Origin of the sequence: Chryseobacterium sp. Chry.R1 (assembly GCF_039645525.1) — a bacterium.
Lineage (GTDB): Bacteria > Bacteroidota > Bacteroidia > Flavobacteriales > Weeksellaceae > Chryseobacterium > Chryseobacterium proteolyticum.
The window spans coordinates 4,006,297-4,030,261 of record NZ_CP151793.1 but is presented as its reverse complement, the minus strand read 5'-3'; the positions used below and the strand labels follow the sequence as shown (position 1 = coordinate 4,030,261).

23 protein-coding genes are annotated in these 23,965 nt (G+C 38.1%); 17 read left to right on the top strand and 6 right to left on the bottom strand.

Features of this window, described 5'->3' with window-relative positions:
* Window positions 1-16: 16 nt before the first annotated feature.
* The 4 genes from AAEU33_RS18005 to AAEU33_RS17990 form a co-directional block, all read right to left on the bottom strand.
* A complete protein-coding gene (locus AAEU33_RS18005; protein WP_172277871.1) occupies window positions 17-244 on the bottom strand; it encodes a DUF6814 family protein in 228 nt (75 codons plus the stop codon).
* Between the two features lie 43 nt (window positions 245-287).
* The gene (locus tag AAEU33_RS18000; protein WP_345989416.1) at window positions 288-1,868 is read right to left on the bottom strand and encodes an MFS transporter; all 1,581 of its coding nucleotides are present in this window, start codon (window positions 1,866-1,868) and stop codon (window positions 288-290) included.
* 57 nt (window positions 1,869-1,925) lie between these two features.
* Window positions 1,926-3,305 carry a porin gene (locus AAEU33_RS17995; RefSeq protein ID WP_345989414.1) on the bottom strand — a complete coding sequence of 460 codons (1,380 nt, stop codon included), beginning with the start codon at window positions 3,303-3,305 and terminating at the stop codon, window positions 1,926-1,928.
* 203 nt (window positions 3,306-3,508) lie between these two features.
* Window positions 3,509-3,925, bottom strand: coding sequence for a helix-turn-helix domain-containing protein (locus tag AAEU33_RS17990; RefSeq protein WP_172277876.1), 417 nt, complete (start codon window positions 3,923-3,925; stop codon window positions 3,509-3,511).
* Between the two features lie 158 nt (window positions 3,926-4,083).
* On the opposite strand from AAEU33_RS17990, the gene AAEU33_RS17985 reads away from it, so the two are divergent.
* From AAEU33_RS17985 to argH, 8 genes are all read left to right on the top strand, one after another.
* On the top strand, window positions 4,084-4,773 hold the full coding sequence (locus tag AAEU33_RS17985) for a GNAT family N-acetyltransferase (RefSeq protein WP_345989411.1): 690 nt from the start codon (window positions 4,084-4,086) through the stop codon (window positions 4,771-4,773).
* Window positions 4,745-5,941, top strand: a complete 1,197-nt coding sequence (locus tag AAEU33_RS17980; protein ID WP_345989409.1) for an argininosuccinate synthase domain-containing protein — start codon at window positions 4,745-4,747, stop codon at window positions 5,939-5,941. The genes AAEU33_RS17985 and AAEU33_RS17980 overlap by 29 nt, the downstream gene beginning before the upstream one ends.
* The gene (gene argC, locus AAEU33_RS17975; protein WP_345989407.1) at window positions 5,938-6,900 is read left to right on the top strand and encodes an N-acetyl-gamma-glutamyl-phosphate reductase; all 963 of its coding nucleotides are present in this window, start codon (window positions 5,938-5,940) and stop codon (window positions 6,898-6,900) included. The genes AAEU33_RS17980 and argC overlap by 4 nt, the downstream gene beginning before the upstream one ends.
* A gap of 94 nt (window positions 6,901-6,994) precedes the next feature.
* The gene (locus tag AAEU33_RS17970; RefSeq protein WP_345989405.1) at window positions 6,995-8,134 is read left to right on the top strand and encodes an aminotransferase class III-fold pyridoxal phosphate-dependent enzyme; all 1,140 of its coding nucleotides are present in this window, start codon (window positions 6,995-6,997) and stop codon (window positions 8,132-8,134) included.
* A gap of 161 nt (window positions 8,135-8,295) precedes the next feature.
* Window positions 8,296-9,258 carry an N-acetylornithine carbamoyltransferase gene (locus AAEU33_RS17965; RefSeq protein WP_345989403.1) on the top strand — a complete coding sequence of 321 codons (963 nt, stop codon included), beginning with the start codon at window positions 8,296-8,298 and terminating at the stop codon, window positions 9,256-9,258.
* A gap of 9 nt (window positions 9,259-9,267) precedes the next feature.
* Window positions 9,268-10,059, top strand: a complete 792-nt coding sequence (gene argB / locus AAEU33_RS17960; RefSeq protein WP_345989401.1) for an acetylglutamate kinase — start codon at window positions 9,268-9,270, stop codon at window positions 10,057-10,059.
* Window positions 10,034-11,116 (top strand): M20 family metallo-hydrolase, encoded by a 1,083-nt coding sequence (locus tag AAEU33_RS17955; protein ID WP_345989399.1) that lies wholly within the window; start codon window positions 10,034-10,036, stop codon window positions 11,114-11,116. Before argB ends, AAEU33_RS17955 begins: the two co-directional genes overlap by 26 nt.
* A 247-nt stretch (window positions 11,117-11,363) precedes the next feature.
* Complete coding sequence (gene argH, locus AAEU33_RS17950) at window positions 11,364-12,668, top strand: argininosuccinate lyase (RefSeq protein ID WP_345989397.1); 1,305 nt, start codon at window positions 11,364-11,366, stop codon at window positions 12,666-12,668.
* A 92-nt stretch (window positions 12,669-12,760) separates the two neighbouring features.
* On the opposite strand, the gene AAEU33_RS17945 is transcribed toward argH, so the two are convergent.
* On the bottom strand, window positions 12,761-13,222 hold the full coding sequence (locus tag AAEU33_RS17945) for an Lrp/AsnC family transcriptional regulator (RefSeq protein WP_172277890.1): 462 nt from the start codon (window positions 13,220-13,222) through the stop codon (window positions 12,761-12,763).
* Between the two features lie 243 nt (window positions 13,223-13,465).
* On the opposite strand from AAEU33_RS17945, the gene AAEU33_RS17940 reads away from it, so the two are divergent.
* The 6 genes from AAEU33_RS17940 (at window position 13,466) to AAEU33_RS17915 (ending at window position 20,517) form a co-directional block, all read left to right on the top strand.
* Window positions 13,466-14,356 (top strand): aspartate carbamoyltransferase catalytic subunit, encoded by an 891-nt coding sequence (locus AAEU33_RS17940; protein WP_345989395.1) that lies wholly within the window; start codon window positions 13,466-13,468, stop codon window positions 14,354-14,356.
* A 98-nt stretch (window positions 14,357-14,454) separates the two neighbouring features.
* A complete protein-coding gene (locus AAEU33_RS17935) occupies window positions 14,455-15,528 on the top strand; it encodes a carbamoyl phosphate synthase small subunit (RefSeq protein WP_345989393.1) in 1,074 nt (357 codons plus the stop codon).
* A gap of 53 nt (window positions 15,529-15,581) precedes the next feature.
* Complete coding sequence (locus AAEU33_RS17930) at window positions 15,582-15,935, top strand: four helix bundle protein (protein WP_345989391.1); 354 nt, start codon at window positions 15,582-15,584, stop codon at window positions 15,933-15,935.
* Window positions 15,936-15,993: 58 nt separating this feature from the next.
* Window positions 15,994-19,176, top strand: a complete 3,183-nt coding sequence (carB, locus tag AAEU33_RS17925; protein ID WP_345989389.1) for a carbamoyl-phosphate synthase large subunit — start codon at window positions 15,994-15,996, stop codon at window positions 19,174-19,176.
* A 188-nt stretch (window positions 19,177-19,364) separates the two neighbouring features.
* Window positions 19,365-19,868 (top strand): hypothetical protein, encoded by a 504-nt coding sequence (locus AAEU33_RS17920; RefSeq protein ID WP_172277903.1) that lies wholly within the window; start codon window positions 19,365-19,367, stop codon window positions 19,866-19,868.
* A gap of 49 nt (window positions 19,869-19,917) precedes the next feature.
* A complete protein-coding gene (locus AAEU33_RS17915) occupies window positions 19,918-20,517 on the top strand; it encodes a hypothetical protein (RefSeq protein WP_345989386.1) in 600 nt (199 codons plus the stop codon).
* A gap of 23 nt (window positions 20,518-20,540) precedes the next feature.
* Here AAEU33_RS17915 and AAEU33_RS17910 read toward each other — a convergent pair whose 3' ends face one another.
* Window positions 20,541-21,392: a hypothetical protein gene (locus tag AAEU33_RS17910; RefSeq protein ID WP_345989384.1), complete on the bottom strand. Its 852-nt coding sequence runs from the start codon at window positions 21,390-21,392 to the stop codon at window positions 20,541-20,543.
* A gap of 123 nt (window positions 21,393-21,515) precedes the next feature.
* Here AAEU33_RS17910 and AAEU33_RS17905 point away from each other — a divergent pair, with 123 nt between their 5' ends.
* The 3 genes from AAEU33_RS17905 to AAEU33_RS17895 are packed head-to-tail and all read left to right on the top strand — an operon-like array spanning window position 21,516 to window position 23,917.
* Window positions 21,516-22,292, top strand: a complete 777-nt coding sequence (locus AAEU33_RS17905; protein WP_345989382.1) for an isocitrate lyase/phosphoenolpyruvate mutase family protein — start codon at window positions 21,516-21,518, stop codon at window positions 22,290-22,292.
* Window positions 22,292-23,335, top strand: coding sequence for a methylated-DNA--[protein]-cysteine S-methyltransferase (locus tag AAEU33_RS17900; RefSeq protein WP_345989380.1), 1,044 nt, complete (start codon window positions 22,292-22,294; stop codon window positions 23,333-23,335). Before AAEU33_RS17905 ends, AAEU33_RS17900 begins: the two co-directional genes overlap by 1 nt.
* Before the next feature lie 48 nt (window positions 23,336-23,383).
* On the top strand, window positions 23,384-23,917 hold the full coding sequence (locus AAEU33_RS17895; RefSeq protein ID WP_345989378.1) for a Crp/Fnr family transcriptional regulator: 534 nt from the start codon (window positions 23,384-23,386) through the stop codon (window positions 23,915-23,917).
* The last annotated feature ends 48 nt before the right edge of the window (window positions 23,918-23,965 follow it).

The following is a 23,965-nucleotide window of genomic DNA, read 5'->3' as shown; positions in this document are numbered from 1 at the left end:
CATTCATCATTAATAATTATATTTTGTCGTCAGAATATTCTCCGGTTAAGGCGTAATATCCAAAGACTGCCAGTCCTCCGGAAATAATTGGCATCAAAACAAAAAGGATGATGATGCCAAAAACAAGGTCTTCCTGCTTTCCTGAAGTGATTTTTGGAATACCCAAAACGGTGATCCCGAAATATCCTACAACCAAAGCAATTAAAATCCAGAGGATACCTAATATTTTTTTTAGTCCGTTCATTTTAGTAGTTTTAAAATTAATAAAAATTTGACTGATTCAGTGGTTAATCGTGGATATTATTGTTCTTGCTCTTAAGATAAAATAATCCGATGAGTAAACACACGGCTGCAACACCGATAGGATACCACAGTCCCTGAAGATACCATGAAGGATGTCCTGCCTCTTTTCCTGTGGTTACAAGGTAAGTGGCTACTGCAGGTAATAGTCCTCCAAATACACCATTACCAATGTGGTAAGGCAATGACATGGAAGTATAGCGTATTCTTACCGGGAACATTTCTACCAGGAATGCTGCGATAGGACCATACACCATCGTTACAAAGATCACCTGAATGAACACCAGGAATATCAGGTACCATTTGGTATCATCACTGAGCTTTAAGGACTGTGACACCTTAGGTTCCTCGATCTTTCCGTCTTTTATAACGGGGCCGTTTGCCGACCAGTGTATGATGCTGTCTTTTTTTATTAAAGTTCCATCCGTAAAGAGGGTTTCCTTATGGAAAGTGATCAGGCTGTCGCTGGCAATATCTTTATGGATTTTTGCTGTTCTCTTTTCACTGATGCCGTTGGAAGCTATGGTTTTGCTTTCGAGATTAACACTCTTGTACATGCTGTTGTAAATCGGGCGGTAAGCTAAAATGGCAACCAGCATCCCGGTCATCATAACGGCTTTTCTGCCCAGTTTATCCGAAAGCCATCCAAAAAATACGAAGAATGGTGTGCCTAAAAATAATGCGGTGGCCATTAATGAATCAACCTGAGCAGATTCTACATTCATTACTTTTTGCAAAAAGCTCATGGCATAAAACTGTCCTGTATACCAGATGACACCTTGTCCCATTGCGGCTCCGAACAATGCCAGCAGGACGAATTTGAAGTTGTATTTATTTCCGAAACTTTCTTTTAATGGATTTTTTGATGTTTTACCTTCACTTTTGGCTTTAGCAAAAAGCGGTGATTCCTTCATGTTTTTTCTGATGATGTAAGAGACGCCCACCATTAAAATAGAAATCCAGAAAGGAACTCTCCATCCCCAGCCGTCGAATTCCTCTGCAGAAAGGGTGTTTTTTGTTATTAAAATAACAATCAATGAAATAAAAAGTCCGGCGGTAGCAGTGGTCTGGATCCATGAAGTCCAATAGCCTCTTCTGTGGGGTTGTGCGTATTCTGCAACGTAAGTTGCTGCACCTCCATATTCTCCTCCCAGGGCCAGTCCTTGTAATAATCTCAGGATCAGAACCAGAACCGGAGCCATAAATCCAATGGTTTCATAACTAGGAATACATCCGATAAGGAAAGTGGAAAATCCCATGATCAGCAGGGTGACCAGGAAGGTGTATTTTCGTCCGATAATATCTCCTAATCTTCCGAAGAACAGGGCTCCGAAAGGTCGCACAACAAATCCTGCGGCAAAAGTAGCCAAGGTGGATAAAAATGCTGCGGTAGGGTTGTCTGCCGGAAAGAATTTTGTTGCCAGCACAACAGCTAAACTTCCGAAAATATAGAAATCGTACCATTCTATCAGTGTACCGAGTGAAGATGCAGTAATAACGCTCCATATGGTTCTGTTCTTCTGCTTATCGGTCATATTTTCATAGCTTTCATGATGGTTTTCGCTCATATCACTTGATTTTGATGTTAATTAATTTTTTTTATGCGGGTTTAAACGAGTCTGTCATTATAAATAAATCTGAAACTGAACAATGAACTCGCCTTTGGATTTTGGACGCTCGCTAGGGTTGGTATAAACCGGTCTGGTGGAGTATTGGGTTGTTATTTTGGCGTGATGTCCGTCTATAAACCAGTTGGCTCCAACGTCAAACTGTGAAGACGACTTGTCGAAGGCTTCAAAGTTTTTATGGGTATATGCTGCAAACGGCTGAATTCTGATTTTAGGCTTTTCTGCTTCGTTGGAAAGTAATAATCCGGCTTGTGCATAGATAATATTACCTGTTCCAATTGTCGGTTGTAAGTTTCCAGGTCCGGCAATTGCCTTTTGTCCTGTAAAGTTAGGATCAGCTGCTGCGATATTCATAGTCCCCAGATTTCGGATATAATTGGGGCCGAACTGATAATTATAATATCCCGCGTAGGCAGAAACTGCCATTTTATGTTTGGCATTTCCCAAAGGGATATCTGCAAAAGCATCCACAGCTAGAAGAGTAATGTCGTGCTTTTCGATATTTGAGTTTACGGAAGTTCTGGTTCCGTCCGCCTGATGATAAAAACCGGCTCCTACATTAAACACTTTCTTTGTTCCCAGATATGATCCAACTTTGAAAGGAAGGGTATTGGATTCTTCGTCCAGAAACTGATATTCTACGTATCCGGCTTTGGAAAAGCTGGGATTTCCGTTATTATCCACAGCAACAGCTTTTGAAGGATCGGTTACATTTACAGGAACCAGATCTGTAGCGAAGGGTTTGTTTAAGCTGAGGCGGTATTCAAGTTTTCCATACTTTCCTTTGGCAAACATACCCAGTTGTCTTGCGAACTGATCAGAGCTATCGATTAACGGCCACGAAAATATCGGAGAGTCGAGGGTTAAAAAATTGAGGGTGGAGGCCATAGTCATTCTGGAGAGTCCCATATAATAATGCAGTCCAGCTCCTAATGTTAAAGTGAATTTTCCTGCTTCTCCCGGCATCAGGACTGCATATTCATTCCATGCATCATGGAAAAAAAGCTGTGTTTTTTTGCCATTTCCGTTTCCTCCTGTTCCTGTTGTACCCGGCGCTCCTCCATTGATGAAGGTTTGGTTATTGATGCCGAAGTGAAGGAGGATCATATATCGCTTGGTAACCTGGGCGTACGTTAAGGCACGGAGTCTGCGGTTCCCTACATTCCAGGTATTGTCTGTGGGTTCTCCTCCGACCATACTTCCCGGATTCATTTGTGAGTTCCTTAACCAGAACTGATCCCATAAAATAAATCTGACGAATTTATCTCCTTCAGGATTAAGGTTTATTTTTAATCCGTTTCCGTAGTCGGGAGATCCCTGGGAGTACAATGTGTTGCTAATTAAAGCTAATCCAATAAAAGTGAGTATTTTCTTCATAAATTATCAATTTTTTGGCGTTAATTTTGTGAAAGCCAAATTGGAATTAATAATTTATTTAGAGAAATTTAATATATATTAATGGTAAGTATATAGTTTTATTATAAATACCTGTTTGTTAGTTGAAGCTGAAGCTCGGAATAGAGAGTTTCATTTCCTGATTTTGCAAATAGGTGATTTTATGATTCCTTCTTTTTGTCTGTTTACTTTTTAAACCGTTCCCACTTGATCAACATGTATTTATCTGCGAACTGTGTGATGATCAATCCTGAGTTTTTAATATTGTCTTCATTGGACATGTATTCGATCAATTCGTTTTGCTTCAGGATTTTATATACGGGATGGAATTCGGAATGCGGCGGCCGGGTGATATTGTATTTCTTGATCCATGAGCTTATGGTTACATGAGAGACCCCGATAATCCTTTCTATTTCGCGGAAGCTTAATCCTTCGAGGTAAAGCTGAAGGGCTTTGGTAACATAGTAGTCATCGATCTGCTTGCCTATTTTTTTTACGGTGAAATAATAATTGCAGGATTTGCAATGAAATCTTTGTTTCTGGTTGATCACCCCACTTTTTACAAGATGGGTGCTATTGCATTTAGGGCATTTATTTTCCATGTATAATATTTTAGCAAATATATAATAATTTAGCAAAATTGTATATTTCAAATAAGATATATTATCTTGTAATAATCATTTAAACAAAAAAAATATCTTTTTAATTTGGTTATTAAAGTTATTATGCTTTAAATTTGCCAAAAAATTCAGATAAATAAATGGAAATAGAAATTTCCTCATGCGAACATTTAATGTATGTGAGTGAAATACAGCAGGAAATGTATGATTCTGCACAACGGAGAGGAACGGGGATCGCAAAACGTTCCATAGAATATTTAAGTAAGAAGATTTCAGAAGGCAATGCCGTTGTTGCTACTGAAAACGGGGAATGGGTCGGTTTCTGCTATATAGAGACCTGGTCCCACGGTCAGTTTGTGGCCAATTCGGGGCTGATCGTTTCGCCAAAATACAGGAACAGGGGTGTTGCGACCCTGATTAAAAATAAAGTATTCCAGTTATCAAGGGATAAATTTCCTGCGGCTAAGGTTTTTGGATTAACAACCGGGTTGGCTGTCATGAAAATCAACAGCGATTTAGGTTATAAGCCCGTTATTTATTCTGAGCTTACCCAGGATGAGGAATTTTGGAATGGTTGTAAAAACTGTGTGAATTACGAAATTTTAATGAAAAAGGAAAGAAAGAACTGCTTATGTACAGCAATGCTTTTTATTCCTTCCAACAATGATATAAATGAGGTGAAAAATAATGAACCTCAAAATAAGGATAATGATGAAGTAAATCAGGATGGGCTTTTGTCTTTGGGGCAGATTACATCCGGTGGATTACATTATACGAATAATAATACGAAAAAGAAGATCGATGAAAAAGAAAGTAATCTTAGCGTTTAGTGGTGGTTTGGATACCTCTTACTGTGCCAAATATCTTAGTGAAAGTCTGGGATATGAGGTGTATGCAGTAACTGTGAATACAGGAGGTTTTTCAAAAGAAGAAGAAAAAGAACTTGAAAACAGAGCCCTGAAATTAGGGGTAAAGGAATACAGGTGTATTGACGCTCAGGAAGATTACTATAATTCATGTGTGAAGTATCTGATCTTCGGAAATGTATTGAAAAATAATACTTATCCGCTTTCCGTAAGCGCTGAGCGTACCATTCAGGCTCAGGAAATTGCAAAATATGCACTGGAAAAAGGGGCGGATGCTATTGCTCATGGAAGCACAGGAGCGGGAAATGACCAGGTTCGTTTTGATCTGATTTTCCAGGTAATGGCTCCCCATGTTGAGATTATCACGCCGATCCGTGATATGGCACTTTCGAGAGAAGAGGAGATTGGATTCCTGAAAAGTCACGGATATGATATGGAGTTTCAAAAGGCTCAGTATTCTGTTAATAAGGGGTTGTGGGGGACTTCTGTGGGTGGAAAAGAGACGCTGACTTCCAGAAATAACCTTCCGGAAGAGGCCTTTCCGTCGCAGATCAAAGAAACCCAGTCATCTGAACTGGAAATCGAATTTAGAAACGGTGAAATTACAGCAGTAAATGGGGAGAACTTCAGCCATCCTGTGTATGCTATCCAGAAAATAGAACAATTGGCTTCTGCTTACGGTATCGGAAGGGATATTCACGTAGGGGATACTATTGTCGGAATTAAAGGAAGAGTAGGATTCGAGGCGGCTGCTGCATCTGTGATCATCAAGTCCCATCATTTATTGGAAAAACATACTTTATCGAAATACCAGCAAATGATGAAGTCGCAATTGTCCGACTGGTATGGGAACTGGCTGCATGAGGCATTGTTTTTAGATCCTGTGATGAGAAATATAGAATCTTTCCTTACTGACTCTCAGAAAATGGTAACAGGAAAAGTTTTCATCACTCTTTATCCTTACAGATTTGTTTTGAACGGCATTGAATCTGAACATGATCTGATGTCTGATCAATTTGGAAGTTACGGAGAGGCAAACAGAGCATGGAGCGGAGACGATGTAAAAGGGTACACAAAAATTGTAAGCAATTCCCTGAATATTTACCACCAGATTAACGGCGTGAAAATATGAAAACGGTAGGAATTGTAGGAGCTAACGGATATACCGGTAGTGAATTGGTGCGCCTGTTGGCTTTTCATCCCAATATTGAATTGAGTTTTTTATATAGTCGTTCTAATTCGGGTACAAAGATTTCTGATCTGTACCCGGATTTAGCGACGGTTTGTGAAATGGTTTTAACGGACAACCCTTCGGCTGTAGATATTCTTTTTTTGTGTCTTCCTCATAAGGAAAGCCAGAATTGGCTGAATCAGAATGCTGTTACAGATGAGACGTTGGTGATTGACCTGGGAAATGATTTTCGTTTGGAAGGTGCTTTCGGAAACAGAAATTTTATCTACGGACTTCCGGAAATCAATAAAAAAAATCTTTTGGGCGTAAAAAGTATTGCCAATCCTGGATGTTTTGCAACTGCTATCCAGCTGGCTCTATTGCCATTGGCTGAAAAAGGACTTTTGAATGATGTGTATACAACAGGAATTACCGGATCGACAGGGGCCGGACAGTCTTTACAGGCAACCACTCATTTTACCTGGAGAAATGATAATATTTCTGCATACAAGACACTTAGCCATCAGCATGTAGATGAGATTTTGCAGCAAGTGAATTCTTTTAACAATAAAGACGTAAGCCTGAATTTTGTTCCCTGGAGGGGAGATTTTACAAGAGGGATTTTTACCAGCTCAACGGTTAAATCAGACCTGGAGCTTTCAGATATTGAGACATTGTACAGGAAGTTTTATGGAGATGCACCTTTTGTAAAGGTAAGTGAAAAAGCAATTGATCTCAAACAGGTTATCAATACCAATCGCTGTGTGATTCATATTGAAAAGAATAATAATGTTGTTGTTATTCACTCAGCGATTGATAATTTGTTAAAAGGAGCTTCCGGACAGGCTGTTCAGAATATGAATATTGCCATGGGATGGAAAGAAAACCTGGGACTGGTTTTGAAACCAATAGGTTTTTAAATACATTCTTATAAAAGTAAAATGGGGAAGGGTGGAATTGTAAAACAATAACCCGAAACCGGTAACTAAAAACTTTCAACTTCAATTAAAAAAAATGAACTTATTTAACGTATATCCATTATTCAATATAAATCCTGTAAAAGCAAAGGGATCATTTCTTTGGGATGATAAGGGAGAAAAGTACCTTGATTTTTATGGAGGCCATGCAGTGATCTCTATAGGTCATAATCATCCTTATTATCAGGAGAAATTAAGGGATCAGTTAGAAAAAATTTCTTTTTACTCCAATTCAGTACAAAACGAATTGCAAAATGAACTGGCATCGAAACTTGGAGAGATATCAGGATACGAAGACTATGATCTTTTCCTGTGTAATTCCGGAGCTGAAGCCAATGAAAATGCGTTAAAACTTGCTTCTTTTCATAATGGAAAAAGTAAAGTGCTTTATTTTTCCGGGTCTTTTCACGGGAGAACCTCTGCGGCAGTTTCCGTAACGGATAATCCGAAAATTGTAGCACCTGTCAATTATTCCGAACGTTTCATAAAGTCGGAATGGAATAATGTAGAGCAATTAGATGAAGTTTTCAGAACTCAGGGAGATTCAATTTCTTCGGTGATTATTGAAGGGATTCAGGGAGTGGGTGGAATTATGATTCCAACGCCGGAGTTTTTATCTAGAATTAAAGAGCTATGCGATCAATATAATGCTATTTTGATCTTAGATGAGGTTCAGTCAGGATATGGTAGAACGGGTTATTTCTTTGCTCACCAGGAGTTCGGTATCCAGCCTGATATAATTACAACCGCAAAAGGAATGGGGAATGGCTTTCCGATTGGTGGAGTCCTGATCCATCCTAAATTTGAAGCAAGCCATGGTTTGCTGGGAACTACTTTTGGAGGTAATCACCTGGCATGTGCTGCAGCGATTGCTGTTTTAGATGTTATCAGGGATGAAAGCCTTATTGATAATGCTGAGCATATGGGAAGCTATATCGAAAAAGAAATTGAAGATTTACCACATATCATCTCTATACGAAGGAAAGGCCTGATGATAGGGATAGAGCTGGACAGGGATTGTGCAGAGGTAAGGAAAAGCCTGCTTTACGATCATCATATTTTTACCGGAAATTCTAATGATAAAACGGTGCTGAGGATCCTTCCTGCACTCAATATCAGGAAAGAGGAAACAAATCTTTTCATTGATGCATTGAGGGAAGTACTGACGAAATTGTAAGAGTGAAAATTGCGGAATTGCAAAAACGAAAATGATAGATTGCTAAGCGTAAAATTGCAGGATCGTAAAAGGGTAAAACTATAGGATAGTCATAAGACGTCTCTAATGGTTTTAAAAATATAGAAATAAGAGTCTGTTGACCATTAAATAAAATTTATACAATGAAAAACTTTACTGCTGTAAGCGATATTGAAAACTTACAGGAAATTATAAAAAAAGCCTTATATATAAAAGAAAATCCCCATTCTGAAACCGAAAAAGGAAAGGGAAAAACCATTGGATTGGTATTTCTTAACTCAAGTCTGAGAACCCGTTTAAGCAGCCAGATCGCTGCACAGAACCTGGGACTTAATATCTTAACATTAAATGCTGCACAAGAAGCCTGGAATCTTGAATTTGCTGACGGAGCTGTAATGAACGGAGATACTGTAGAACATATTAAAGATGCGATAGAAGTATTGAATCAATACTGCGATATCATTGCGGTTCGTTGCTTTGCGGGAATGAAAAGTAAAGAAGATGATGTGAATGAAAGTATTCTAAGCCAGTTTCAGCAACACGCGAAGGTTCCTGTAATTTCTTTGGAGTCGGCAACACGTCATCCTCTGCAGAGTTTAGCGGATTGTATAACCATTAGCGAAAACTGGAAAGAAGAACGTAAGCCTAAAGTAGTCCTTACTTGGGCTCCTCATATCAAGCCGATCGCTCAGGCAGTTGCGAATTCCTTTACGGAATGGATGCAGGAAATGGATGTGGATTTTGTTATTACCAATCCTGAAGGGTATGATTTGGACTCAAACTTCACAAAACAGACGAAAATCATTCATAACCAGGATGAAGCTTTAAAAGATGCGGATTTTGTCTATGTTAAAAACTGGTCATCTTTTGATGAATATGCTGCGATGCCAGAAGTGAAGGAAAACTGGATGTTGACAGCTGAGAAGTTGGCGCAAACCAATAACGGAAAAGTAATGCATTGTCTTCCGGTTCGCCGGAATGTAGAATTGAGTGACGAAGTAATGGATGGTGAAAATTCTATTATTTACCAACAGGCTAAAAACCGGATTTTTTCTGCTCAGGCAGTGTTCAGTGAAATCCTGGATGAAATTAACCAAAGTAAATAACAGGAGATTATGGACAAGCTTTTTGTTGTAAAAATAGGAGGTGCATTAATTGATGACGAAGAGTTATTGGATCAGTTTTTAGAGCAGTTTTCTCAAATCAAAGAAAAGAAGATTCTTGTTCATGGTGGCGGAAAACTAGCTACTGACCTGGCTGATAAATTGGGAGTTGAGCAGAAGCTCGTCAACGGGCGTAGAATTACTGATAAGGAGACTCTGAATATTGTGGCAATGGTGTATGCAGGTGGAATTAATAAAAACATTGTCGCAAAACTTCAGCAGAAAAAATGTAAAGCAATAGGGTTTTCAGGAGCTGATGCCAATTTGATTAAAGCCAAGAAAAGAGAACATGCAGAAATTGATTTTGGATTTGTAGGAGACATTGAGAAGAAAAGCGTCAATAATAAATTGATATCCAAATTAATTAAGCTTGAGCTTGTTCCTGTATTTTCGGCTATTACGCATGATAAAAAAGGAAATCTTTTCAATACCAATGCAGATACAATAGCTTCGGTGATTGCACAGGCCTTATCGAAGAAATACGATGTGGAATTGCTCTATTGTTTTGATAAAGAAGGAGTATTGGAAAATGTGGATGATCCTTATTCTGTAATTAAAAGTGTATCGTCCGAAGATTTTTCAACCCTGAAAGAAGAGGGAAAACTGCATAAAGGCATATTGCCAAAACTTGAAAACGCACTGGGTGCGATTAAAAACAATGTAAATAAGGTATTCTTAATAAAAGAAACTCAATTAAAAAACCATATAGAAAACCATCATGGAGGCACTGAAATCTGTTTATAGTCAAGAAGAATTGTTCGATAATGCGATTGAACTGCTGAAAAAACTGATTGAAATTCCTTCATTCAGCAAGGATGAGTACAATACATCTGTAGCTATTGAAAACTTTTTTCAGAAGCATCTGATCCCGGTAAAACGTTTTAAAAATAACATATGGGCTGTCAATAAATATTTTGACGCATCCAAACCTTCTGTGTTATTGAACACCCATCATGATACGGTGAAACCTAATAAAGCGTATACACTGGATCCATTTACGGCGATTGAAAAAGATGGAAAACTGTATGGTTTGGGAAGCAATGACGCAGGAGCATCCTTGGTTTCTTTAGCACAAACCTTTCTACATTTTTATAATAGAGACGATTTAAAATATAATTTAATTATTGCCCTGACGGCAGAGGAGGAAATTTCAGGATTTGATGGAATTGAAGCTCTTTTTCCACAATTACCTAAGGTGGAGCTGGCTATTGTGGGAGAACCCACACAGATGAATCTGGCGATAGCAGAAAAAGGACTTCTGGTCATTGACGGTGAAATGAAAGGCACTGCTTCCCATGCTGCCCATCCCAATGATGATAATGCCATTGTAAAATGTATGGAGGATCTGCAGCATATCACCCATTTTAAATTCCCAAAGGTATCTGATTATCTCGGAGAGGTTAAAATTACCCTATCCGGTATCCATGCAGGAGTTCAGCACAATGTAGTTCCCGAATCCTGCCAGTTTACATTGGATGTGAGGGTGACGGATGAGTATACGAATGAAGAGGCTTTTGAAATCATTCAGTCTCAAATGAAATCCAACCTTACGGCAAGGTCTTTCAGGCTGAATTCTTCAAAAATAGAACCTGACCATCCTTTTGTACAGGCAGGACTGGCTATTGGAAGGTCAACTTACGGTTCCCCGACATCTTCGGATCAGGCAATTATCCCATGTACTTCTGTTAAGATCGGTCCCGGAGACAGTAGGCGCTCTCATACGGCTGATGAATTTATAGAACTCCATGAGATAAAAGAAGGGATTGATATTTATATCCGGATTTTAGAAAGGGTTTTGTAAAAGACAGCAGATATCAGAATTATTTGAAAGCATTGAATATCTGACATCTGAAATCTAAAGAAAATGTTTTGACACCCAGCATGATCATAATGAAGAGTATCGTTTTTAATAAGATTTATGCAAAATGACAATTAAAAATAAAAGACTTTGTTGAATGTGGAAGATGTTCAGTTCAGGAAGATGGAAAGAGCATGCTGGGTAAAAAAAACAACCTAAAATCAATTAATACTATTTTAAACAAACAATTATGAAAAAGATATGGCAGAAAGATGATCTTGCCACCAATATATTAGTCAATAAGTTTACTGTCGGTAAAGACCTTGATTTTGATGAACGTCTGGCGAAATATGATGTTAAAGGTTCTTTGGCACATTGTAAGATGCTTGCAGAGGTTGGAATTATTTCCCATGACGAAGCTGAACAGATGACCTCTGTTCTGTCGATGATATTAAAAGATATAGAAAACGGAGATTTCGAAATCGATACCCAGGCAGAAGATATCCACTCACAGGTTGAAGCCATCCTGATTGAAAAATTAGGAGATACCGGTAAAAAAATTCATACGGCAAGATCCCGTAATGATCAGGTTTTACTGGATATAAAACTATACCTTCTGGATGAGATCCGTGAAATAGCAGGTCTTACGGATGGGTTTTTCCAACTGCTTATCCAGCTGGCAGACCAACATAAAAATGTGTTGCTTCCCGGGTATACCCATTTACAGATTGCAATGCCATCTTCCTTCGGACTGTGGTTTGGAGCCTATGCAGAAGCTTTGTTAGACGACCTTGAAATGTTGTTTTCAGTAAAAAACATCATTAATAAAAATCCGTTAGGGTCTGCTGCGGGTTATGGTTCCTCTTTTCCTATAGATCGTGAAAGTACCACCTATAATCTGGGTTTCCAGACGATGAATTACAATGCAGTATATGCACAGATGACCCGCGGTAAATCTGAAAAAATGCTTGCAATGGCAATGGCAACAATGGCAGGGACCCTTGGGAAATTTTCGTATGATGTATGCTTGTATTTAAGTCAGAATTTTGATTTCATAAGCTTTCCTAAAGAATTTACTACCGGAAGCAGTATTATGCCTCATAAAAAGAATCCTGATATCTTCGAACTGGTACGGGCACGATGCAACAGAATTCAATCGCTGCCCAATGAGCTTATCTTATTAACGAATAATCTTCCGTCGGGATATCACAGAGATGTGCAGCTCACAAAAGAAATCTTATTTCCTGCGATTGACTCTTTGAAGGAATGTCTTGAAATTCTGAACTACACTTTACCACATATTAAAGTAAAGGATGGTATTCTTGAAGACGAGAAATATAAATATCTGTTCAGTGTAGAGAAGATCAATGAAGAGGTTAAAAAAGGAAGTTCTTTCCGTGATGCATATATAAAGGTAGGACAGGAAATTGAGAATAATGAGTTTGATTATGAAATTACAGACCTCCATCATTCTCACCAGGGAAGTATCGGAAACCTTTGTCTGGATAAAGTAAGCTACCAGTTCAATAAATTAAAAAATAAGATAGTAGGGTAAATCAGTACATTGGATTTCAAATCCGGCAAAAAGGTAGAATAGCTGAATTGCCCAATCGTATAATGGCCATTATGCCTTTCTGCTAAAAGAAATTAGTCCAGGTCAATTTTAAATTTGGTGGATTTTTTAACCTCATGCAGAACGATGGAGCTGTGGTACTGACCAATATTAGGAATGTTTGAAATCACGCTTACGGCAAAATCATTATAAGAGTTGATATCTTTAGCGATGATCTTTAACATATAATCATATTCTCCGGAGAGACTTATGATTTCCTGAACCTCGTCATATTTGCTGATGTTTTTCTCAAAAGTCTCCAATACTTTCTTGGATTGCTCTTTGAGCCGGACATTACAATACACCACAATATTAAGGCCTAGTTTTTCACGATTCAGAAGGCCGACGTATTTTTCAATGACACCCTGTTTCTCCAGCTGCTTGATACGCTCATAAGTAGGAGTAAAAGTAAGACCTATCTTCTCGGAGATTTCTTTTACTGATAAGGTAGAGTCTTCCTGGATAATACTGAGAATCATTTTGTCTTTGGCGTCCATATGAGCAATTTGAATTTTAACAAAAATATTAAGAAAAAATGAGAATAAGGTGTGATTAAAGTTTTTTAATTTTTTTAGAACTTTAGTTTTGTCAATTCGGTTAATTGTTATATCTTTGCACCTAATGAATAAAAGAGTATTTATATCATTAGATTTACCGGGCGAAAGCGCCCTTTACGATATTTATTGTTATTAAGCGAAGATTTTGTCTTCGCTTTTTTTATGTAAAAAAATTAAGATATTATGTTTACGATTGCAGAACTAAGTACAGAGAAAATCAACAGTATACTAACAGAAGCGCTGGCTTTTGCTGAAGGAAAAACAGCTAAAATTGACGGTGAGGTTTTTTGCTCAAATCTGTTTTTTGAAGACAGCACCAGAACAAAAACAAGCTTCGATGTGGCTGAAAGAAAACTGGGATTGCAGGTGGTTCCTTTTGATGCTTCTCACAGTTCAGTAAATAAAGGCGAAAGTTTATATGACACTGTGAAGACGATCGAAAGTATAGGAGTAAACTTAGTCGTAATAAGAGACAAAAAAGACGGGTTCTTCGAAGAATTGAAAAATATCAACATCCCTGTGATCAACGGGGGAGACGGAACCGGAAACCATCCGTCACAATGTATGCTGGATCTCATGACCATCTACCAGGAGTTTGGGAAATTCGAAGGACTGAAAATAGGAATCGTAGGAGATGTGAAACACAGCAGGGTAGCCAACTCGAATGCTGAGGCATTAAGAAGGTTAGGTGCCAAAGTATATTTTTCTGGGCCTGAGCAATGGTTTGATGAGGGAGCCTTAATCAACGGAACATACCAATCGGTAGACGAGCTGATCCATGAAGTGGATGTCCTGATGCTGTTGAGAATTCAGCACGAAAGACACGATGCTAAAATGAGCTTTTCAGCATCCGAGTACCATAGAAAATACGGATTAACAAAAGAAAGGGAGCAGGCAATGAAGAAAGGAGCTATTATTATGCATCCGGCACCGATCAACAGAGGAGTGGAGATTGACACAGATCTTGTGGAATGTGAACGTTCAAGGATCTTCAAACAAATGCAGAACGGGGTTTTTGCAAGGATGGCCATACTGAAAAATGCATTGGAAGGAAAAGGATTTAAATTTAAATAGATAATAGAAACAAGATACAAGAACCAAGAGCAATGATGACGCACAAGATTTTAAATCTTGATTCTTGACTCTAGGTTCTTAGCTCTAATAAAAGTAAAATGAAAAAGAAATTAATATTAGAATCCGGAGAGGTTTTTTACGGAGAAGGTTTCGGAGCAGAATTGGAAACTGCAGGAGAAGTGGTTTTCAATACCGGAATGACGGGATATCAAGAATTGATTTCCGACCCATCTTATTGTGGTCAGATTGTATGTATGACGTATCCGCTGATCGGAAATTACGGGATCAACCGTGATGATTATGAAAGTATTGAGCCGGCTATTAAAGGTCTTATTGTAAAAGAAATTTGCGATTTACCATCGAATTTCCGTACTCAGATTACTTTAGATGAACTATTCAAAAAGAAAAACCTTTCAGGAATTTCAGGAATTGACACAAGAAGACTGACAAGGATTCTTCGTAATTCGGGAGTTGTAAAAGGGAAAATAGTGAACGCCGATGCAGATGAAAACACAATCGTACAGGAATTAAAATCAACAACTTTCCCTACCAACCAGGTAGAAACAGTTTCTACAAAAACACCATATGCTAATCCGGGAAGAGGGTTTAAAGTGGTGCTGGTAGATTTCGGCTCCAAACTGGGAATCATCAGAGAACTTTCCCAAAGAAACTGTGATATTATTGTTGTATCACACGATACTACAGCCGAAGAAATTTTATTAATGAATCCGGATGGAATTATGCTTTCAAACGGTCCTGGTGACCCTGAAGATAATCCTAAAGCTTTGGAAATGATCCGTGGTCTTTTAGGAAAAGTTCCCATCTTTGGAATCTGTCTCGGACACCAATTGATCGGATTAGCCTGCGGAGCCAAAACATTCAAATTGAAGTTCGGACACAGAGGAGGTAACCACCCAGTGTTAGATTTAGAGAAAAACAAAGTTTCAATCACTTCTCAGAACCACGGTTATGCAGTGGATCAGGAAAGCCTTAAAGGAACCGATCTTATCGAAACACACATCGCCCTGAACGACAGAACAAATGAAGGATTAAAACACAAAATCCACCCTTGTTTCTCTGTTCAGTATCACCCGGAAGCAAGCCCAGGCCCGGAAGATGCGAACTACTTGTTTGATGAGTTTATTGATTTAATGGAGAAATTTAAGAAGTAATAATATAGACATCAGATATCAGACACTAGACTTCAGACTTTAATAAAGTAAATATGCACAACTTTGAGAAATTACTTTTCTGGCAGAAATCAATTCAACTTGCAAAAGAAGTTTACCTGGTTTGTGTTGATTTACCGAAGGATGAGAAATTTGGTTTGATTTCTCAAATTAAAAGATCCGTAGTCTCAATTCCATCTAATATTGCGGAGGGAGCAGGAAGAAATAATGATAGAGAATTTTATCATTTTCTGGGTATTGCAAATGCCTCTTCTTTTGAGCTACAGACACAGCTAATATTAACAAGAGAACTGGAATTGCTAAGTGTGGAAAAAGTCGACAGTCTAATATCACATCTGAATGAAATTCAAAGAATGATTTATACATTCAAATCTAATTTAAAAAAGTAAAACACAATGTTGGAAGTCTGAAATCTGACATCTAACATCTTGTATCTAAAAAAAGAAAATGGCAAAACGTACAGATATAAAAACAATTTTAGTAATTGGTTCCGGGCCTATCATCATTGGACAGGCGGCCGAATTCGATTACGCAGGAACGCAGGCTTGTTTGTCTTTGAGAGAAGAAGGCTACAGGGTAATTTTGATCAACTCAAATCCTGCAACGATTATGACGGATGTGGAGATCGCTGATAAAGTATATATCGAGCCGATATCCCTTCAGTTTGTAAGTCATATCATCAGAAAAGAGCGTCCGGATGCGTTACTTCCTACTTTGGGAGGACAAACCGGATTGAATATGGCAGTAGAATTAGAGAAATCAGGGATTCTTGAAGAATGTAAAGTTGAGGTACTTGGAACTAAACTTTCAGCGATCAACAGAGCGGAGGACAGAGATTTGTTCCGTGAGTTGATGAGAGAGTTGAACGAGCCGGTTCCGGAATCTGATATTGTAAATACGGTGGAAGGAGCACTTAATTTTGCAGAAGAAATCGGATATCCTGTAATTGTTCGTCCTGCCTTTACGATGGGAGGAACAGGAGGTGGAATCGCTTCCAATGAGACTGAATTGAAGGAGATTGCTGAATTAGGATTGAAATACAGCCCGGTTACCCAGTGTCTTATCGAAAAATCAATTGCCGGTTTCAAGGAGATTGAATATGAGGTTATGCGTGATGCGAACGACAATGCCATTGTGGTTTGTAACATGGAGAATATCGATCCGGTAGGAGTTCACACGGGGGACTCAATTGTTGTGGCACCTTCACAGACACTTTCGGACAGAGAGTATCAACTATTGAGAAATGCATCACTGAAAATCATCAGAGCATTAGGAATTGAGGGGGGATGTAACGTGCAGCTGGCCCTGGATCCTCACTCATTCAATTATTATATCATCGAGGTAAACCCTAGGGTTTCCAGATCATCAGCTTTAGCAAGTAAGGCAACAGGATATCCGATCGCTAAGATTGCGGCTAAAATTGCAGTAGGACTTACACTGGATGAAATTATGAATCCGGTTACAGGAAAAACATATGCATGTTTTGAGCCTGCACTGGATTATGTGGTAACCAAATTCCCGAGATTCCCGTTCGATAAATTTGAAACTGCTGACAGAAGACTTTCTACTCAGATGAAAGCTACCGGAGAGGTTATGGCCATCGGAAGAAATTTTGAAGAGTCTTTACAAAAAGCGATCCGTTCTCTAGAAACAGGAATCAGACATCTCGGATTAAAGAAAAAGCAGGCTGAAGCGCTTACAGCAGAAGAAATCGAAAGAAGAATCAGAGTTTGTGATGATGAGAGATTATTTATCATCGGGGATGCGTTGAGAAGAGGATATGACTGGGAACAGATCGTAGAATGGAGTAAGATCGACAAATTCTTTATCTGGAAGATCAAAAAGCTTATTGATTTCGAAAAAGTTATTGCAGATAATAAATTCAATAAAGAGACTTTAATTGAAGCTAAAAAATTAGGTTTCGCAGACCTTAATATCGCCCACCTTTGGGAGACGACACAGCGTGAAGTTTTCAACTTCAGAAAAGAAAATGGGGTGATGCCGGTTTATAAAATGGTGGATACCTGCGCAGCTGAATTTGAAAGTGAAACCCCATATTTCTACGGAACCTATGAGGAGGAAAATGAAAGTGTGGTTTCAGATAAGAAAAAGGTCATTGTTTTAGGTTCGGGACCTATCAGAATCGGACAAGGGGTAGAATTTGATTATGCAACGGTACATTCAGTATGGGCGATCAAAGAAATGGGATATGAAGCAATCATCATCAATAACAACCCTGAGACTGTTTCTACAGATTTCTCAATCTCAGATAAGCTGTATTTTGAACCTCTGACGGAAGAAGATGTAATGAACATCATCGAACTGGAAAAGCCAACAGGAGTCGTTGTACAGTTCGGAGGACAAACAGCGATTAACCTTGCAGATAAATTGGCCAGCCATGGAGTAAAGATCCTGGGAACTTCATTAGAAGATCTTGACAGAGCTGAAAACAGAGATAAATTCGAGAAAGCGCTTCAGGAGCTTGGAATTCCTCAACCACTGGGAAAAACTTCAACTTCGAAAGAAGAGGCAATAAAGATCGCCAATGAAATCGGATATCCGGTGTTGGTAAGACCAAGTTATGTGTTGGGAGGAAGAGCCATGGAGATTGTATATACAGAAGCAGAACTGGCACACTATATGGAATTTGCGGTAGATGCAAGCCCGGAACATCCGGTACTGGTAGACCGCTACATCACCGGAAAAGAAGTGGAAGTGGATGCCATCTGTGACGGGGAAACTGTAATTATCCCTGGAATTATGGAGCACATTGAAAGAGCAGGGGTTCACTCCGGAGACTCTATCGCAGTGTATCCACCGCAGAATGTTTCTCAAAAAGAAATTGATACATTGGTAGATTACACACAAAGGCTGGCAAAAGGCCTTAATGTGATCGGATTAATGAATATCCAATATGTTCTTTTTGAAGGAAATGTATATGTGATCGAGGTAAATCCACGTTCATCAAGAACGGTTCCTTTCCTTTCAAAAATTACGGATGTGCCGATGGCTAATCTGGCAACAAAAGCAATATTAGGTCAGAAACTAAAAGACCTTGGATATGAAAACGGACTGGTACCTAATAAAGAAGGGGTGTTTGTAAAAGTTCCTGTGTTCTCTTTCTCCAAATTAACAAAAGTTGATATCTCCCTGGGACCTGAAATGAAATCTACAGGAGAAGTTATGGGAAAAGATACAACTCTGGAAAAAGCACTTTACAAAGGTTTGATCGCTGCAGGAAGAAAAGTTCCGATGCATGGCTCTATTCTCTTCACTGTGGCTGATAAGCATAAAGAAGAGGCTGCTGATCTTGCGGCAAGATTCCATGAAGTCGGATTCAGAATCTGGGCAACCGAGGGAACGGCTAAATTCTTTGAAGAGAAAGGAATTCCTTGTAAAATAGGATACAAGATCGGAGAAGAGGATGTCAACCTTATCGACCTGATCCAGAAAGGTAAAGTACAGTATGTAGTTAATACCATGACAAAAGGGAAGCAAGTTGAAAGAGACGGTTTCCAGATCAGAAGAATGAGTGTTGAAAACGGAGTACCATGTTTAACTTCCATGGATACTGTAGAAGCAATTCTAAAAGTAATTGAAAGCATGACTTTCAAAATGGAAGCGATGTAATTCCTGAAAAAATAAATGTAAAACGAAAAAAATAGATAATTTTTGCCCCGTAAATTTTTTACGGGGTTTTTAGTTGATGTAAACATATTAGTTTTTTTTGCCGATTTATTTATAAATTAGAGCGTTAAAATTCAGGCTGTTAAAATTGTAAAAAAACTAATAAGAATTCCATCAAATCAAAAGTAACCATGGCAGAATATAACGCAAAATCAAATAATGCTTTATCTTTTGAAGTGACAAAAGATGAGAAATTAATTGGAAAACTTTCTTATAATAGCTGGTTTAAGTTCAATGCAGTCATTGACCTGGCGGATTATTCCCATTATGTAATAGAACCTAAAGGTTTTTGGGGAACAACGATTGAACTGAAATACCATGATCGTGTTCTGCTGAAGTTCAGAATGAACTGGAACGGAGAAATCGTCATTCAGACCCATTTTAATGATTGTAAAAAAAGTTATGCCTTTAAGCACAGAGGGATTTTTAAAGAATCTTTCGTGCTGGTGGATGAAGAGGGTTCTGAATATGTAGTGATGAAACCTAATTTTAAGTGGAATAACCCCGATTATGAATACCAGATCGCTACCTCCGAAGCTTTTGAGGAAATTCCTGATAAAGAAATTATATTGATCACTTCATTGCATTGTGCCAATTATTACATGTCTATGATGAGTTCTGCTGCTATAGTGTAGATAAACAGAGCAGCTTAAAATTCATTATTTTATAAAAGTTTATTGTTAAATGAAATTGTCTCAAAAAAGTTTATTTAGAAAACAAATAATAGAATTTTACGATACGAAAATTCATATTAAAACAAAACACCTAGGAAACAAAAATGAATTTGATATTAGTTATGAAAGTATTTTGCCGAATAAATATGATGTCAAAGGAAATAATCTAATTCTCTTTATTCTTTCTGCCTTTTTTTATTTGTTATCTGGAGCAGTTTATTACTGGAGATACATTGAAGGTGATCCAACTGTTGAAGGAGAAGCTTCTATTATTTGGTTTATTATTGGGACTTCCTTTTTGTTTTTTGCTTTAAAATCTATTGAAAACATTTGGAGAATAAATATTGTAAATAATCAGTTTATTAAAATTTATAAGAAAAGTCCCAATGAAATTGTAGTAAATGATTTTATAGCGAATATGTTCAGGCAAAGAAATAAATATTTAATTGAAACATATGGAAACGTAAACTCTAACTTAAACTATGAAAAACAATACAATAATTTTGTATGGCTTAGAAATATGGAGGTAATAAATGAATTTGAATTTAATGAAAAACTAAAAGATTTGGACTTCATATTTGGTAAGCAAAATAATAAGATTGGGTTCTAAGGCCATAATAAGAATTTCAATTTTTAATTGATTTTATAATAAGGATCGGAGAAATACCGGCTGGGTTTAATATAAGCTGTTTTCCGGTCTGCATCAAATATCCATATGAACCTTTTGATCAGGTCAGCTGCAAAATAACTTACTTTTTGCGTTTTAAGATCTCCTGCAAAGAATCCTGCAGAAACATTTTTTAATGTTGTATTTCCGATTTTAAACTCAGGTAAAATTCCTTGTTTTGTGATCACACTTTTTCCGCTGGAATTCTTTAATGTTTTCTCGCCCGTTATTTTTAATTTTTTATCCAGCTGGTTATCTTCTGCAAACTGATTATTGTACAGCAGTCCACCGGAATATCCCGATTGTAATAGAAAGCGGCCGGTAATCGTTTTCCCATCGATTATATTTTCTGCCTCAATAAACAACTGATCCCTGTCGGGATATAATTTTATAGGCTGAAATCCCTTCAGATCGGGTAGATGATCATAAATTACAAACTGATTATGGTCATAATCGATCTTGAAGGCCTTTCCGGAGAAAGCTCCTGTTCCGAACTTTCCGTCAGCTTCATGTCCGGTCAGTTCATTATCAAAAAAACGTACATTTTTCCAGGTGATTTTTCCCAATTGCACCCTGTTGTTGTCACTGACTTCATCCTTATTAAAAATAATATGATCTGCCTTCCGGGTTCGTTGAGGGGATATTGAAGCATCCTCCATGGCAATCTGAAACATCAGATCTAGTGAATCCTTGTCATTAACCAGTGCTTTTACAATAATATTATTGTGCTTGGTTAATCTGAAAGGAATTGGTTCCTGTGCGTGAAGAGTAGTGAGGCTAATAAGGAAAAAGAGTATGAATTTTATTTTTGTCAGCATGGATAAAAGATTTCGGTATAGAAATTAACCTTTATTTTTGAAATATAAAAGAATAAAAATACTTGTTCATTTTTCGGTTGCAAAATATACCCTACAGTACTTAATTTTATAAAAAAAAGCGAAATGACAAATATTCAAATTTTCAGAGATCTGCATCATGGTAATGAACCTTTATTGGTGGGAAATGTATGGAATGTACAAAGCGCGAAAGTATACGAAAAACTGGGCTATAAAGCTTTAGCCACTTCAAGCTCTGCGGTAGCCCATAGTTTGGGGTACGAGGATGGAGAAGAGATGAGTTTTGATGAGTATTTCTATATGGCTGAAAGGATACTGAAATCTGTTCATATTCCTGTATCTGTGGACCTGGAAGCGGGTTATGGAAATACAACCGATGAGATCGTTTCCAATATTTCCAAACTGTCGGCTGCCGGAGCTGTAGGGATTAACATTGAAGACAGTATCGTGGTGGACGGAAAAAGGAGATTACTATCACAGGATGAAATTTATGAAAAATTCCGACCTGTTATTTCAAAACTGAAAGACAATGCTGTTGAAATTTTCATCAATTTCCGGACAGATCCCTTTTTGATGGGAATTGAAAATTCTGTTGAAGAAACTTTGCAAAGAATCCGGATCTTTGAAGAACTGGGAGTGGATGGGATCTTTGTACCGTGTATTACCGATGAAGAGGATATCAAAACCATCGTGAATGCCACGGAGACTCCTATCAATGTTATGTGTATGCCGGAATTACCCAATTTTGAAACTTTAAAAACGCTTAATGTAAAAAGAATTTCCTCCGGTAGTTTTTTAAACGGATACATTTATGATCGTTTGGAAGATGCGGGCCGCGAGGTTGTTGCAAAACAAAGCTTTTCACCTATTTTTATATCATAATGAGGCTTACAGAAGACAGAATGTATCAGGCTTCCCTGGAAAAGGATTCCACATTTGAAGGAACGTACTGGATGGCCGTAAAAACGACCGGAATATTCTGTCGTCCCACCTGCACTGCCAGAAAGCCCAAAAGAGAAAATGTGGAGTTTTTTTTAGACACGAAAGAGGCTATCGCACATGGTTACAGAGCATGCAAAGTATGCAGACCGCTGGAAAAACTCAATGAAACACCATCCTACATCCGGGAATTGCTGAATGAATTAATGGGTGATGAATCGGTGAAAATTAAGGACTCCGACTTGATTGCGAGAAATATAGAGCCGGTAACAGTTCGCCGTTGGTTTTTGAAAAATCACGGGATCACTTTTCATGCTTTTCAAAGGAAACTGAAGGTAAATAAGGCTTTCAAAAGGATTAAAAACGGGGAAAGTATTCTCGATGCCGCAATGGCCTCGGGTTATGAAAGTCTGAGTGGTTTTAATGAACGCTTTAAAAATATAGTAGGAGTCTCCCCAAAACATACAGGAAGGCAGAAGATTATTGACCTTAAAAGGATTGAAACACCTTTAGGAACCATGTTTGCCTGTGCTGTTGATGAAGGAATCTGTCTTCTTGAATTTACAGACCGGAAAAATATGGACCGGCAGTTTGCTTCGTTGTCAAAATTCCTCAATGCAGAAATCGTTCAGGGAGAAAACAAACATTTCCAGCAGCTCGAAAGAGAATTACAGGAATATTTTGAGGGAAGGCGAAAGTCTTTTGATGTTCCGTTATACATAACGGGTACAGAGTTTCAGGAAAAAGTATGGCAGCTGCTATGTGAAATTCCAATGGGAGAGACCAGGACCTATAAGCAGCAATCTGAGGTTTTAGGAAACCCTAAGGCTATACGTGCTGTAGGAACCGCCAACGGGATTAATAAAATAGCTATATTGGTTCCTTGTCATAGGGTGATCGGGTCTAATGGTGATCTGGTTGGCTATGCCGGTGGCATCTGGAGAAAACAAAAATTACTGGAGCTGGAAAAAGCGATCTTATTCTGATTTTTTATTTAAATTTATAGAACACATCATAACAAATATCCGGAATTTATGAGTTCTGTAAATACCCTCCAAACAATGATCGATGCCGGTTTATTTCAGGCTCAGAAAACCATTCAGCGATACCAGTTTTTAAAAGTAAAAGGAGAGACTGATACCCATATTTACTTTGTGCAAGAAGGAAGTGTAAGGATTTTTATCATGGATGAGGATGAAGAACGGATCGTCAGGTTTGGATATAAAGGGAACATTATTGTTTCACTTGATTCTTTTTTATCAGAAAAACCCTCTGATTTTTACATCCAGGCTATAAAAAGGACTACAGTAAAAATAGCCTCCAAGAAAAGTTTTTATGAGTTGATCCGGTCGGATGACCAGCATCTGAATTGGTGGACCCATGTTCTGGAAGATCTCGTTCTGCAACAGATTGAAAGGGAAAAAGATCTCCTGATCTATTCTCCCCGTGAGCGTTTTGAGAGGGTTTTGAAAAGGAGTCCGAAGCTGTTTCAGGAGATTCCCAATAAATATATTGCCAATTATCTGCGCATGAGCCCCGAAACATTATCGAGGTTAAAGAAATCTTGAGTTCAATCAAGATTTCAGAATGGATTAATCCTGAAATTTGTAGAAAAA